The 14060-nt window shown below is 71.8% G+C and carries 13 protein-coding genes; 8 read left to right on the top strand and 5 right to left on the bottom strand.

The window, feature by feature from the left end; genetic code table 11:
• Positions 1-2 precede the first annotated feature (2 nt).
• The 3 genes from LH044_RS11860 (at position 3) to LH044_RS11850 (ending at position 3607) form a co-directional block, all read left to right on the top strand.
• Positions 3-2093: a DUF5054 domain-containing protein gene (locus LH044_RS11860; RefSeq protein ID WP_227755797.1), complete on the top strand. Its 2091-nt coding sequence runs from the start codon at positions 3-5 to the stop codon at positions 2091-2093.
• A gap of 43 nt (positions 2094-2136) precedes the next feature.
• Positions 2137-2901: a DUF459 domain-containing protein gene (locus tag LH044_RS11855; RefSeq protein ID WP_227755796.1), complete on the top strand. Its 765-nt coding sequence runs from the start codon at positions 2137-2139 to the stop codon at positions 2899-2901.
• 70 nt (positions 2902-2971) lie between these two features.
• Positions 2972-3607: a mycothiol-dependent nitroreductase Rv2466c family protein gene (locus tag LH044_RS11850; RefSeq protein WP_227755795.1), complete on the top strand. Its 636-nt coding sequence runs from the start codon at positions 2972-2974 to the stop codon at positions 3605-3607.
• Between the two features lie 27 nt (positions 3608-3634).
• On the opposite strand, the gene LH044_RS11845 is transcribed toward LH044_RS11850, so the two are convergent.
• Positions 3635-3985, bottom strand: coding sequence for a hypothetical protein (locus LH044_RS11845; RefSeq protein ID WP_227755794.1), 351 nt, complete (start codon positions 3983-3985; stop codon positions 3635-3637).
• A 149-nt stretch (positions 3986-4134) separates the two neighbouring features.
• Between LH044_RS11845 and LH044_RS11840 the strand changes: the two genes are divergently transcribed.
• The 5 genes from LH044_RS11840 (at position 4135) to LH044_RS11820 (ending at position 9629) form a co-directional block, all read left to right on the top strand.
• Complete coding sequence (locus LH044_RS11840; protein WP_227755793.1) at positions 4135-5232, top strand: LLM class flavin-dependent oxidoreductase; 1098 nt, start codon at positions 4135-4137, stop codon at positions 5230-5232.
• Positions 5233-5431: 199 nt separating this feature from the next.
• A complete protein-coding gene (locus LH044_RS11835; RefSeq protein WP_227755792.1) occupies positions 5432-5857 on the top strand; it encodes a hypothetical protein in 426 nt (141 codons plus the stop codon).
• Between the two features lie 68 nt (positions 5858-5925).
• The gene (locus LH044_RS11830) at positions 5926-7659 is read left to right on the top strand and encodes a PKD domain-containing protein (protein ID WP_227755791.1); all 1734 of its coding nucleotides are present in this window, start codon (positions 5926-5928) and stop codon (positions 7657-7659) included.
• On the top strand, positions 7656-8567 hold the full coding sequence (locus LH044_RS11825) for a cellulose binding domain-containing protein (protein ID WP_227755790.1): 912 nt from the start codon (positions 7656-7658) through the stop codon (positions 8565-8567). Before LH044_RS11830 ends, LH044_RS11825 begins: the two co-directional genes overlap by 4 nt.
• Before the next feature lie 336 nt (positions 8568-8903).
• The gene (locus LH044_RS11820) at positions 8904-9629 is read left to right on the top strand and encodes a DUF3800 domain-containing protein (RefSeq protein ID WP_227755789.1); all 726 of its coding nucleotides are present in this window, start codon (positions 8904-8906) and stop codon (positions 9627-9629) included.
• 95 nt (positions 9630-9724) lie between these two features.
• On the opposite strand, the gene LH044_RS11815 is transcribed toward LH044_RS11820, so the two are convergent.
• From LH044_RS11815 to LH044_RS11800, 4 genes are all read right to left on the bottom strand, one after another.
• On the bottom strand, positions 9725-11293 hold the full coding sequence (locus tag LH044_RS11815) for a HEPN domain-containing protein (protein ID WP_227755788.1): 1569 nt from the start codon (positions 11291-11293) through the stop codon (positions 9725-9727).
• A gap of 63 nt (positions 11294-11356) precedes the next feature.
• A complete protein-coding gene (locus LH044_RS11810) occupies positions 11357-12754 on the bottom strand; it encodes a hypothetical protein (protein WP_227755787.1) in 1398 nt (465 codons plus the stop codon).
• Positions 12751-13701 (bottom strand): tyrosine-type recombinase/integrase, encoded by a 951-nt coding sequence (locus LH044_RS11805; protein WP_227755786.1) that lies wholly within the window; start codon positions 13699-13701, stop codon positions 12751-12753. Before LH044_RS11805 ends, LH044_RS11810 begins: the two co-directional genes overlap by 4 nt.
• Positions 13698-14018 carry a hypothetical protein gene (locus LH044_RS11800; protein WP_227755785.1) on the bottom strand — a complete coding sequence of 107 codons (321 nt, stop codon included), beginning with the start codon at positions 14016-14018 and terminating at the stop codon, positions 13698-13700. Before LH044_RS11800 ends, LH044_RS11805 begins: the two co-directional genes overlap by 4 nt.
• Positions 14019-14060: the final 42 nt, after the last annotated feature.

Below are 14060 nucleotides of genomic sequence, written 5' to 3'. Positions count from 1 at the left end.
TGGTGAGCCACCCCGCGCCGGCCGAGCCCGTCCAGACGGTGCTGGTGGTCGCCAAGTCGCACCTCGACGTCGGCTTCACCGACCTCGCGGCGGCGGTGCGCGAGCGCTGGCTGAAGGAGCACCTGCCGCGGGCCATGTCGGTGGCGCGCCGGCTGCGCGAGCGCGGCGACGGTCCCCGCCTGACGTGGACCGCAGGCTCCTGGATCGTGAACGAGGCGCTCGAGGAGCCCGACCGGGAGCTGCGGCTGTCGGTCGAGGCCGCGATCGAGGCCGGCGACCTGGCCTGGCACGCGCTGCCGTTCACGACCCACACCGAGGTGGCCGACCGCTCGCTCCTGGCGCACGGCCTGAGCATCTCCGCACGGCTGGACCAGTGGTTCGAGCGCCGCACCCGCGCCGCCAAGCTGACCGACGTGCCGGGCCACACCCGGGCGCTCGTGTCGATCCTGGCCGACGCCGGCGTGGACCTGCTCCACGTCGGCATCAACCCGGCCGCGCCGGCGCCCGACGTGCCGACGACGTTCCGCTGGCGCGACCCGGCGGCGCCGGCCGGGTCGTGGACCGCGACGGGCGAGCCACCCGAGGTCACCGTCGTCCAGCAGCCGGGCGCGTACGGCGCGCTGCAGGTGCTGCCGGGCACCGGGACCGCGGTCGACCTCTGGATGACCGGCGACAACGACGGTCCGCCGAGCCTCGAGGCGGTGGTCCGGCACTGGGACGAGCTGCGCCTGGCCCACCCGGGTGCCGAGATCCGCGCCGCCACGCTCGACGACGTCGCGGACGTGCTGCGGCTGGTCGCCGGGGCCCTGCCGGTCGTCACGGCCGAGATCGGCGACACCTGGATCCATGGCGTGGCGTCGGACCCGTCCAAGACCGCGGCGTTCCGCGAGACCTGCCGCCGCCGACGGGCGTGGATCGCGGACGGCCGCGTGGCCGACGACGACCCGGCGCTGTGGCGAGCGTCGACGGAGCTCCTCCTCGTGGCCGAGCACACGTGGGGGCTGGACCAGAAGGCGCACTGGCCCGACACCGAGCACTGGTCCGAGACGCAGCTGGCCTCGGTGCGGCCACGCCAGGCGACACGCCGGTTCGAGTGGAGCTGGAGCGAGCAGCGGACCTACCTCGACCGGTTCCGAGAGGTGCTCGAGCGCGCGGGGCGCAGCGACCTGGCCGAGGACGCCAAGGCGGGGATGCTGCAGACCGGCGCGGCCCCCGTGTCGGTCGAGGGCCTGGTCGCGCTCCACCGACCCGAGGACGGCGGACCGATCCGCACCTCGCTGGGACCGGTCGAGGTGGCCGTCGACCCGCACGACGGCGCGCTGGTCGGCCTGCGCGTGCCGAGAGCGGACGGTCCGGCGGAGCTGGTCGGGGGTGGCCAGGCGCTCGGCCGGCTCGGCCACCGGACGTACGACGCCGAGGACTACCGGCGGTGGTTCCAGACCTACAACGCCGGGACCCTGCCGCAGGACCGTGACTGGGCCCTGTGGGACAACACCAAGCCCGGGCTCGAGCACAGCGGCGCCCGCTCGGCCTGGTACGCCCCCGACCTCGTCGGGGCGTGGTCCGGTCGCCGCGAGGCGGACGCTGAGCGGCCCGGTGCCGAGGTGCTCCTGCTCGAGCTCGCGTTCTCCGAGGAGGTGCGGGCGACGAGCGCGGCGCCGCACTGGGTCGTCCTGGGCTACGAGCTGGTGGACGGCCGGCCGGACGAGCTCGCGTGCTCGCTGCAGTGGGTGGGCAAGCCGGCGGCACGCTGGGCGGAGTCGACGTGGTGGTCGTTCGTGCCCACGGTGCCCGATCCGCAGGCGTGGACGATGGTCAAGCTCGGCGAGCAGGTGTCGCCGCTCGACGTCGTGTCGCGCGGGGCTCGGACGCTGCACGCGGTGGAGTCGGTCCGGCACCCTTCGGGGGTCCGCATGGAGCTGCCCGACGCCCCGCTCGTCGCGCCGGGTTCCCCGTCGCTCCTCCGTTTCGACGATCGGCTGCCCGACCTGGCCGGCGGATGGCACGTGTGCCTGTACGACAACGTGTGGGGCACGAACTTCCCGATGTGGTGCCCGGGCGACGCCCGCTTCCGGCTCACCCTCGGCTGGTGACGCTCGGCTGGTGAGGTCCGGGCCGGTCGTTCAGACTGGTCCGATGCCCTCGACGAGGTCCGGCCCCGCCACGCGCCGCAGGCGACGGCGATCGCTGGCGGTCGTCGGCGCAGCGGTGGTGCTGGCGGTGCTGGCATCGGCCGGCTGCGGCGACGACGCCGCCTCCGACGACGGCGCGTCGGCGGCGGGTGACGAGCACAAGATCACGGTGGCCGGCGACTCGATCTCGGTCGGGCTCGGCACGCAGCTCCGCGAGGTGGTCGCCGACGCGGAGGGCGGCGACCGCGCGGTCGTCAAGGTGATCGGGGAGTCCGGGACCGGACTGGCCCGACCCGACAAGTTCGACTGGCCCTCACGGATCGACGAGCTGGCGCGGGACTTCCCGCCCGACGTGCTCGTCTTCTCGGTCGGGTCGAACGACGCCCAGGACCTCACCGATGCCGATGGCGACGTGGTGGTCACGATGTCCGAGGACGCCGCGTGGGACGAGGAGTACTCCCGCCGGCTGGCCGAGGTGTTCGACGCCGTCCGACCGGCCGACGGCGAGGAACCCCGGACGAGGGTGGTCTGGGTCGGCCACGTGCGCACCGAGGAGGACGCGGTGGCCGACACCAACCGCCGGGTGCACCGCCTCGCGACCGAGGTCGCCGCCGACCGCCCGTGGGTCGAGGTGCGGGACCTGACCGAGCTGCTCGGGGTGGGCGAGGCGACAGCGACCCGGTGCCTCGTCGAGGACGGTCTGCACCTCACCGGCGACTGCCTCACCGAGGCCGGCCAGGGCCTCCTGCCCGATCTCCTGCCGTCCTGAGGACCGTTCAGCCGTCACGTCCCCGATCGCTCGGGAACAACTCGACGCCGCCGGGCTGTTGGGACCACGGATGAGCGACATCGAGTTCTTCTTCGACCCCGTGTGCCCCTTCGCCTGGCTGACGAGCCGTTGGGCGACCGAGGTGGCGGAGCAGTCCGACCTCTCGATCGAGTGGCGGTTCATCTCGCTCCTGTACCTCAACGAGGAGAAGGAGGTCCCCGAGCAGTTCCGCCAGGGCCACCGCTTCGGCCTCGGCCTGCTCCGGATCGCCGCCGCGGTGCGCGAGGAGCACGGCAACGACGGCGTCGCCGCCGTGTACACCGCCTTGGGCGACAAGCTGCACACCGAGGGCGGCAGCGCCAAGCTGTTCGGCGGCGAGGACGTCGGCGCCCTGGTCGTCGACGCGCTGGCGGCGGCCCGGCTCCCCGCCTCGTTCGCCGGTGCCGCCGAGGACCCGAGCCGTGACGCCCTGATCCGCAGCGAGACCGAGCTCGGGCTGTCGCGGACCGGCCCCGACGTCGGCACCCCGATCATCACCTACGACCTCGAGCGGCCCGAGACGTCGTCGTTCTTCGGGCCGGTGATCAACCGCATCCCGCGGGGCGACGAGGCGATCGAGCTCTGGGACGCGCTGATCACGCTGGCGCGCATCCCCGGTGTGTCCGAGCTCAAGCGCTCGCTCCGGGGCCACCTCGACTTCAGCTGAGCCCCTGCCCGCCCGGGCGGGTCGGTGTCAGACCTGCTCGCCGTCGTCCGAGCCGGGCGCGGTCTCGTCGCGCCGGGACCCGCGGCTCTGGATCCGGCCGGCGAGGTCGTCGAGCGACGCGCCGAGCGCCTCGACGAGGCCGCCCGCCGCGGACGTGGCGGCGCGGTGGACGTCGGGATCGTTGACGGTCCGGGTGATGGCGTCGGCGAGGTCGTCGAGCGACGCGTTCACCTTGTCGAGCGCGCCGCGCACCTCGGTCGCCGCCTCCTGCTCGTCCTCGGAGGGTCCGGCGTCGTCGCGCGTCGTGGACCAGCTGCCCTGCAGGGTCCGGCCCAGGGCGCCGAAGCGCTCACCGACTTCGTTCCAGTCCGTGGCCATGGGTCCTCCCGGGGCTGCGTCCGCTCCCGAACCTACTGCGGGGCGTCGTGAGCCGACCCGCGCCGGTCGCCCGTGGGAATGCCGGGTGCCACACTGATGTTGACACGTCATGTACCGCCCCGACCGGGACGAGCACAGGAGATCGAGAGATGGCCGAGAACGACGCGAACCACGACCAGCACCCGACCGCAGAGCTCGGGACCGACCGGCCCCTCGAGCTCGGCCTGGACACGTTCGGCGACATCACGGTCGACGCCGACGGGCGCACCCTCAGCCCGCCCGAGGTGATCCGCAACGTGGTCGAGGAGGCTGTCCTGGCCGATCGCCTCGGCCTCGACTTCTTCGGCGTCGGCGAGCACCACCGCGAGGACTTCGCGGTGTCGTCGCCCGAGGTGGTGCTCGCTGCGATCGCCGGCGGCACGGAGCGCATCCGCCTCGGGTCCGCCGTGACCGTCCTGTCCTCCGACGACCCGGTGCGAGTGTTCCAGCGCTTCGCCACGCTCGACGCGCTGTCGGGCGGACGCGCCGAGGTCATCCTGGGCCGGGGCTCCTTCACCGAGTCGTTCCCCCTGTTCGGCTACGACCTGGCCGACTACGAGGAGCTGTTCACCGACAAGCTCGACCTCTTCGTGCGCCTGCTCGACGAGGAGCCCGTCACGTGGTCCGGCGCCACGCGACCCCCGCTCGTCGACCAGACGGTGCAGCCCCCGGCGGCCGGCGGCCTGCGGGCCTCGGTCGGCGTCGGCGGCAGCCCCGAGTCCGTCGTGCGCGCCGCCCGCTACGGCCTGCCGCTGGTCCTCGCGATCATCGGCGGCGACCCGCTCCGGTTCGCCCCGTTCGTCGACCTCTACCACCGGGCGCTCGAGCAGTACGACCGGCCGCGCCTGCCGGTCGGCATCCACAGCCCCGGTCACGTCGCCGACACCGACGAGGCCGCACGCGAGGAGCTGTGGCCGCACTACCGCGAGATGCACCTGCGCATCGGCCGCGAGCGGGGCTGGCCTCCGATGACCCGCCACCAGTTCGACCAGGCGGCGGGCCCCGACGGGGCGCTGTACGTGGGCTCACCCGAGACGGTCGCCGCCAAGATCGTGCGGGCGGTCGAGGGCCTCGACGCCGACCGCTTCGACCTGAAGTACAGCGCCGGCACGCTCCCGCACGAGGCGATGATGCGCAGCATCGACCTGTACGGCACCGAGGTGGCGCCCCGGGTCCGCGAGCAGCTCGCCCGCGCCGTCGCCGCCTGAGCGACCCGTCCACCGATCGGCAGGGCGTCGGGACCCCCCGTCCCGTCGCCCTGTCCGATCGGCTGGCGCGCGCCCACGACGCTCATCGCTGCGGGCCACCGGCCGATGGGACCGGGTGCGACGACGACCGAGCCTCCCCGCGCGCGCCCTTGCGCGACGCGGCGCGTCGCACGGCCAGTCCGGCGTCACGCTCGTGGAGGTGCTGGTCGGCATCGTCGTGATGGTGCCGCTCACGCTGGCGTCGGTGACGGGGCTGCTGCTCGGCATGCGGGTCTCGACCGGCAACGAGGTGGCCCAGCAGCTCGAGGTGGCGCTCACGACCGCCGGTGAGGACCTGAAGTCGGTCCCGTACCTGAGCTGCGGCACCCCGGAGGAGTACCAGGAGCTCCTCGACGGCTGGGACGACGTGCTGTCGGTCGAGCTCGTGAGCAGCAGCCGCCCGCTCGACACGACGACCGTCGACGCCGTCGAGTACTGGGACAGCTCGTCGGGCCGGTTCCGCACCAAGTGCAACGCCGATGACGGCGCCCAGCGCCTGACGATCACCGTCCGCGGTCGCGACGGCTCGACCACCGGCACCACGGTCAAGCGCAACGCCGCCGTGCGCGAGCCGGGGGCGGGATGACGCTCCGGGACCGGCTCGCCGGTCGCTCCGGATCCGTCGGACGCGGGGCCGGACGTGGGCAGGGCGGCATGACGATGCTCGAGACGCTGCTCGCGCTGATGCTCAGCGTCCTGATGGTGGTGCCCGTCGTCGGCTGGAGCGCGGTCGCCCTGCGCCAGCAGCGCGACGTCGTCGAGCGGAACCTGAGCGGCGCGTCGCTCGGCGTGCTCCGCACGATGTTCACGCGCGACGTCGTCAACGCCGACCGCGCCTGGGTCGTCGGCGCGCACCTCGAGGACTGCCGGATCGACACCGAGGGCGCCCGCACGCTCCTCGTCCTCGTCACCGGCGACCGGCACACCGTGTACGCCACCGTCCCCGACCCGGCCCAGGACGCGGCGCAGCTCGTCCGGGCGCAGTGCCCGAAGGCGGGGACCACTGCGCTGGCCCAGAACGAGCTCCTCGCGGACGTCGTCGACGCGGGCACCGACGCCACGTGCGAGACGGCCGAGGACCTGGCCGCGCTCGGGTCGGCCGACCCGTCGGCGCGGGCGAAGGTGGCCGAGGAGCGCGCCGCAGCGGCGGAGGAGGCGTCGAAGGGGGCGACGGGGGGATCGGCGGCCGCCACGGCCGGGTGCACCCGTGTGACGCTGCGCCTGACCACCGGCCAGCTCGACCAGGTCGCGCTGACGGCCAGCCGTCGCGCCGGCGGTTCCCTGTCGGCCGCGCCGACGGCGGTGGCCACTGCGGATCCGGCCAGCGGTGGACGCCCGCTGACCGTCCGCTTCGACGGCTCCGCCTCTCGCGACCCGCTCGGCGAGTCGCTGTCGTACCACTGGGACCTCGGCGACGGCACGACCGCGACCGGCGCCACGGCGACCCACCAGTACGTGCGGACCGGACCGGTCGTGGCCACCCTGACCGTCACGACCGCCTCGGGCCGGACGGCGTCGACCACCGTGCCGATCTCGGTCGGCGACAACGCGCCCGTGGCGGTGATCGCGTCGCCGGCCACGGGCACCAAGGTGGCGCGTGGCAAGCAGGTGTCGTTCTCCTCGGCCGGTTCCGGCGACCCCGTCGACGCTCCGTTCGGCGGGAGGCTGGTCGCCTACTCGTGGGACTTCGGTGACGGCACCACGTCGACGGAGGCCAACCCGACCAAGGCGTACACGACGCTGAGCCCGGCCACCGGCTACGTGGTCACGCTGACCGTCACCGACGACGCCGGCCAGACCGCCACCGCGCGGGTGGGCGTGGTCGTCGAGAACCGGGCCCCCACGGTCTCGCTCACCGCCTCGCCGTCGAGCGGCCCGACCCCGTTGTCGGTCACCTTCACCGCGGCGGTCGTGGACGAACCCGACATGGCGGGCCAGCCGGCGCTCCGGTGGGCGTGGGACCTCGGCAACGGCACGACGTCCACGTCGGCCTCGCCGGGCGCCGTCGTCTACTCCAACGCCGGCACGTACACGGCGAAGGTCACGGTGACCGACGACGCCGGTGCGACCGCCAGCGCGACGCAGGTCGTCACCGTCAGCGGCGCCGGACCGGCCGCGCCGGTCAACCTCCGCAAGACCAACGGCGGCGTCGAGCAGGGGGCGCGCTACGTCGAGATGGCGTGGGACCGCCGCGACGGCGCCACCCGCTACGAGGTCCAGCTCACCTGCGTCAGCTGCTCGGAGGTCGCCACCGGCCAGGAGTCCGGGACGACGCTGCGGATCCGCGGCCTGTCCAACGGCGCCAAGGACTACGACGCCCAGGTCCGGGCCATGAGCTCGGCCGGCGTCTGGGGTCCCTGGTCGACGCCCGTGAGGATCAAGTCGTGAGCGCGGTCCGCGCCCGGATCGCCCAGCGGGGCGGCCAGGGCGGCTTCGTGATCATGGCGGGCCTCGCCGCGTGGCTGCTCGTCGGCGGCGTGGTCATGACTGCGCTGCTCGGCATGACGCTGTCGGTCGCCCAGCAGGCCCGCGTGCAGCGCGAAGGGTCCCAGGCGGCGCGTGCCGTCGACGGCGCGCTCGAGGTCGGCGTGACCCAGCTGCAGGTCGACCGCACCGGCAAGAAGGGCGTGCCGACGGGCAAGGGCGACGGCTCATGCCGCGCCGGGGTCGGCTCGAACGGCGGCGACCTGGTCATCGACGCCGGGACCGACGGTCTCGTGGTCGTCACGGCCAGCTGCTCCGGCCCGGCCGCCGCCGACCAGGTCCACCGCGTCGTGCTCACCGCGTCGGCGACGGGCAGCGGGGTGGTCGGCTCCGCCGCGCTCGCCGTCGTGGCCGCCCCGGGTGGCGGGAACGACGTGGTCGTCGACAGCTGGACCGTCGACGATCGAACGGCGGTGACCACCACCACGTCGACGACCACCACGACCGTGAAGCCGACGACGACCACTTCGACCTCGACCACGACCACGACCACGTCGACCACCACGACCACGGTGAAGCCGACGAGCACCACCTCGACCTCGACCACGACCACCGCGCCGAGCGGCGTCACGTGGGCGATCAAGGTCCAGTCGGACTGGGGCACCGGGTACTGCGCCGACGTGACCGTGAGCAACCCGACGAAGACGGCGATCGACTGGACCGTCAAGATCCCGATCGAGGGCAGGCCCTACACCGTGTGGAACGCGAACTGGTCCCAGACCGGCCAGGTGCTCACGGCCACCGGCGTCGACTGGAACCGAACGGTCCAGCCGGGCGGCACGCAGCCCTTCGGCTTCTGCAACAACCGCTGAGCAGGCTCGTCCCCACCCGCCCCTCGGTTACCGTTCGTGCGAGGGCCTCTGGGACTGCAAGAAAGCCCGATCTGGCGAGGATTGGGGCGCGCTCAAGCTGGCCTCCAACTGACGATCTGGAACGAGTCCTGCTGGGTGTTGGCGCCGCCGGCTCGGCTCGTTAGGCCACCAGCGTCTGGTTGTGGGCGCAGTACTGCTCGCTCGTGATGTTGAGGCTGCCCCTGACCGTCCCTCGGTTAGAGGGGTCGCCAAGACGCTCAGTCCTCGTGAGTGCGTGGCGCCCGGCCCCTGGCTCCGCGCTCGAGGCTCGAGATCCGCCGGTACCGTCGTGGCCTCGTGGCGCTGCTGTTCCACATCGACGAGTCGATCGAGTCGAACCGCTTCCACGTTCACTTGGGGCTCCTGGCCGATGGCCCCGGCGTCGCCGGTGCGACAACGCGCCTGGAGACGCTTGCGGACCAGGTTCGTCAACAACAGGCGCTGGTGCCGTATCCGCTCGAGTTCCACGGCTACGAGATGCTCCAGCGAGTCGGCGCTTGGAGCTGGTTCTCGTACGCCGAGATCTTCGGGTTCTACGAGGAGGCGCTCCGCGCACTTCAGCTGTTCGACATCGAGGTGATCATCCGCGCCGCCGATCTGGATGCGGTCTCACGCCGACGGGGCGCTTCTTTCGACGTGTACGAGCCAATGTTCTCGAACCTGCTCGAGAGACTGAACGAACGGTGTCGGAACCGCTGCGAGCACGGTCTCGTCGTGGCCGACGAGCAACAGCAGTACGGCCCGGTTCTCCAGAAGCTGCTCTACCGCTGGCAACGGACCGGGACCGGTGGCTACCGGGCGCAGGTGCTCGACCGCGTACTTGATGCTGCCCACTTCGTTGACTCGAAGTTGTCGAGGATGATCCAGCTTGCTGACCTTGCGGCATACGTCGAGCGGCGGCGTCGAGCCACGCCGCACGAGTCACACTCGCAAGCCGAAGCGGCGATGGCTCGATTTCACCAGATGGTCACCGCAGCGGTGCCGTCGCCGCAGGGCCAGTACAGAACGCTGTGGGTCGGTTGACCTCGTTCCGTCGGCGGTAGCGTCGCCGCTTGCGTGGGACGCCCTTCGCTGGCGCTGTGGAGACCGGCTGAGGGCCGCCACCGGCTTCCCGGGGCCTACGGGTCATCGCCGGGCCGCACGAAACCCGCGACTCCAGCTTCGTCATCGCGTCGCCACCTCGACACCGCGTCGTGTGCTCGCTGGTTCTTCCAGTGGAGCTCGTGGTCCGAGATTCGTTCGGCGATCAGAGCATCCGAGACGCCGAGCTCTGCCACGAGGGCAGCCGTCGTCAGCCAGTAGACCGAATGCGCAAGGAAGAGGTACTCGAATCCGCTGGCTGGGTACAGGCCGCGTTCCTCCCGTTCCTTCACTTCGGCTGGGGAGTTCGGATGAGCGAGCTGGTTGCGGACCCATGCCACCGCTGCGCTCCAAGTGCTCACGTCGTTGTCGGTGAGGGCCGCTGCGGTCAGTGGCAGCCGATCAGCGAGCTCTCGCAGCCGGCGCTCCAGGCTGGGCTCATGAGCTCGCTTGAGCTTTCCCTTGACACGCTGGCGGTCGTCTCGCGGCAGGCTCTCCAGCTTGTTCAGGATCGTTGCGACCCATCTCTTCGCTGCCTTCTCGTCGTCCTTGGAGACCGGGTACCAGTGCCGATGCAGCCCCTCCGCGGCCGACGTGACGTTGAGGAAGGCGTTCTCATGCGGTAGCCGCTCCACGAACGCCGCGGAGGTGAGGAGCGACAGGATCAGGTGGAGCTCGTTGGCGATCGAGGTCCATGCCGCGAGAGCGTCGATGCCTCCGAGCTCCTCGAAGTCGAGGAGGGCCTCTCGGGAGTCGGAGAACGGACTGGTCAGTGGAGCGGACTGCTGTTCGGGCCGGCGTCGCGACCAGCGGTACACGAGCGCGACTGGGTCGTACAGCGGGAGGTCACCGCGTTGGCCGGCGCGACGGTCTGGATGGTGAAGGCGCAGGTTCAGGACGTCAGGGGCCGCTGAGGTGAGCAGGGCGAGCAACAGCTGCACGGATGCTGCGTGGTGGATCGCCTCGTCGACGTCCCGCGGCGAGTCGAGGATGACCCGGAGGAGCGTCCCGGTGCGCACGCCCACGACATCTTCGTCGTAGGTCGGCGGCGTCCATTCGGTCTGCAGCTCCAGGTGTCCCCCATCGATCGGCGCAGTGAGGGTGTCCGGGTAGTCGAACTGAACCGTCGCCGAGGTGAAGCGATCGTCCCCGCTGCGTCCGCGCATCTCGATGTGGATGCCGCGGCGCCCAAGCCACGTCTCTAGGAGTTCGAACTCGACCAGCAGGGCGTCCGTGATCACTCCTACCGTGCGGTCGCGGCGCCCGATGACGGGCAGGTGGGCACCGATGACTGCGGTGTCGATGTCGAGCCGTTCCCGGTCAGCGAGCGCGGTCGTGGATGTCTGGCTGAGGCCGGCCACGCGAGCTCCGAGGAGTGTCACCCGGGTGCTGCCGACCAATCCGTAGATCGCACAGGCCGAGCGGACGTCGTTGCTGGTCGATGGCCAGGGACGAGCCTCGGTGAGCATCGGCGTGGACAGTTCCAGCGTGATGGAACCGCCGAGGTGGGCGGTGAGACGTCCGGGCTTGGCGTCGTCTTCGTCGCCGTCCAGTCGCCAGAACCAGCCGTCGCCTTCGATCCCTCGGTGATGGTTCTGCGCCAGCATCCCTGCCCTTCCTCTCGACCGTCATCGTGGCGCAGCAGGTGTCACCGACGCGCAGCGGATTCGCTACGCGACGACGCGGAGGTGGCGGGGGAGGGCCCAGGCGCGGCTGTTCTCGAGGATGGCGAAGGTGAGGAGGTCGAACAGTTGGCGTTCCCAGCCGACGCTGGTGGCGCGGTCGACGAGCAGGGTTCGTTTGTACTGGCTGTTGAAGGATTCGCTGTCGTTGCGGAGTCCGTAGAGGCGGTCGAAGTCGGGGTCGGCGGGTGGGATGAGGCGGAGGTGTTCGGGGAGGGTGGGGTCGGTGTCGGGGGCGTGGGGTGAGAGCCACAGCTTGAGCGGGCCGTGGGGGCAGGCGATGTCGATGCCGAGGGAGAACCGCCAGGTGCCGTTGGCGCGTCGGAAGCGCTTGATCTGGCGGCGGGTGGCGGTGGCGACGGTGACGGTGCTCCCGTCGTCTGCAAGGGCGACGTCGATGACGGTGCCGTTCTCGATGTGGAGGGTGTGGGTGCACGGTGTGCCGTCGTCGCGTTCGTGGCTGTAGGTGCCGAGGGGGCGTCGCTTGGGGGTGGTGTCGTCGCCGTTGCGTGAGGCGGCGGCGACCTTGTTGATGACGACGAGGCCGTGGTTGCGCATGAGGCGGTCGATGTGGACGCCGTGGAAGGCGCCGTCGTAGACGGCTGCGGTGATGCCGGGGCCGGCGGCGGTGTGGATGCGTTCCATGAGCGCGACTGCGGTGTCGGCTTCGCGGCCGGGGGCGTCGACGCGGTCGAGGCCGAGGATGACGCGGGTGCCGGGTGCTTGGTTGCGGGCGAAGACGATGACGAAGTTGTTGCCGTGGATGGGGCCGTCGTGGCGGTGGTAGTCCGCGGCGCTGGGGTCGAAGCGGCCCTTGGGGGTGTCGCGGGTGAGGCCGGTGCTGGGGTCGAGGTAGGCGGTGTGTTCGTCGCCGGTGTCGGGGTCGGTGATGGTGGTGGTGCGGGGGCGGCGGTAGATGGGTCGGACGACGGTGCCGTCGCCGTAGATGGTGCGGGTGGGGTGGGGGTGGGTGAGCGAGCCGGGGCCGTTGGGGAGCAGGAGGCCTCGTTCGCGGGCGTGGGTGAGGGCGAGGTCGGTGAACGCCGCGAGGAGGTCGTTGCGGTCGTCCTCGTTGGTCATGACGAGGTCGCGCCAGTAGACGAGCTGTGGGTACAGGAAGGGCTTGGGGCCGGGATCGTCGAGTCCGGCGTCGGTGGCTGCGGTGCGCAGTTGATCCCAGAGCCCGGTGCGGAGTTCGCCGTCGAGGCGGTTGTGGCTGCGGAAGTGGCGGGCCATGGCGCCGTAGGCGAGGACGACCCACGGGGGGTGGTTGCGGCGTCGGCCGACGGGAGAGCCCTGGAGGTGTTCGGCGAGACCGGGGAGGTAGGGGCTGTTGACGAGCGACGCGACGAGTTCGCCGATGGCCTGAGGTCGGGCTCGGGTCATGTTGGCGCCCAGTCGTGTGCGATGGCTTCGGCGGCTTCGTCGAGACGCCGGTGGCCGAGGAGCGTCGCGACCGTCTCGATGCTGGCGCCGGCGTCGAATGCCGTGCGGGCGCGCCAGTGGCGCACCGACGCGGGGCGTACATCGGATTCGTTGGCGAGGCCGCATGCTCGCAGTACGGCGGTGATGAGGTTGCAAGCCGCGGCTTGTCGGGCGACGGAGCGAGAGGGGCAGCTGCCGGTGTAGGCCAGGAGTGCATTGGGTGCGGTGTCGATCTCGACGAGGCGCCGGGTGAGGATGGCGGCGCCCCAGTCGGTGAGCTCGACGGTGCGGGCCCGGAGCCGGGGGGTCCCAGGCAACGTCACCGCAGTGGGTGTCCCGTGATCGTGGTCGAGGTCGCGTCGGCGGATCTCGGGGATCTCGCTGGTAGCTGCGGTGGCCTCCGCGAGCGCCCAGGCAGCCGGCCGCACCAGGTTCGTGGCGGTGTTCGGTTGAACCGCCGAGCGACAGAGGGTGAGTTCGTCGTCGGTGAGCGGACGGGCGGTGAGCGAGGTGCGGGCCGGTAGCGCGACGTCGAGGGTGGGGTCGGTGGTGAGGACGCCGAGGTTGCGGCCGGTGCGGAACAGCGCTCGCAGGGCGACGCGACGGGCGTGGCGGGTGGCGTTCGTGGCTTGGGTGCCGGTCCTGGTGGGAGCGTCGATGAACCCGACGCAGGCGCCGGTGTCGATAGCGTCGATCGTGTCGATGCCCGTAGCGGCCAGGCGTCGAGCGAAGCGGACGATCGTCTCGCCCATCCGGGTCACGGTCTGGTCCCGGAGCTGCTCGTCGTCGTTCCAGCAGCGCAGCACTGCCCCGACGAACTCGTCGACGGTCATCGCGGCGTGGAGCTCGACGGTCGCGGTGGCGGCGAGCTCGTCGAGTTGGCTGTTGTCGTAGCGGGTGTCGGTCATGGCTCGGTGGCGTGGATGAGCGCGGCGAGTACCGGCTCGCCGGCCCAGCGCAGTCCTTTCGCGGTGAGGCTGATGGTCTGCTTCTTGATGCCGAACTGGCGGCCGAGCTGGGCCGCAATGCGGCGGCGGTTGCTGCGGTTCCAGCGGCACACGAGGCGGTGTTGCACTTCCGCGATCCGCATGGAGATCTCGTCGCCGCCGGCCGGGATGTGGAACTGGAGTCCTTCGGTGAGGCGGTAGGAGTCGGCGTCTGCCTCGTAGTCGCAAGGGTCGAGGTTGCGGCGCTGGTCGAGGTGACGGGGGTGGATGCTTCCCATGTGCCGGACGGTGCACACGGTCGCGGGCGGACCAGTTGCCGG

This window comes from Dermatobacter hominis, assembly GCF_020715685.1.
Lineage (GTDB): Bacteria > Actinomycetota > Acidimicrobiia > Acidimicrobiales > Microtrichaceae > Dermatobacter > Dermatobacter hominis.
Note: the sequence above shows the minus strand (reverse complement) of the source record. Positions and strands in the feature narration are given on the sequence as shown.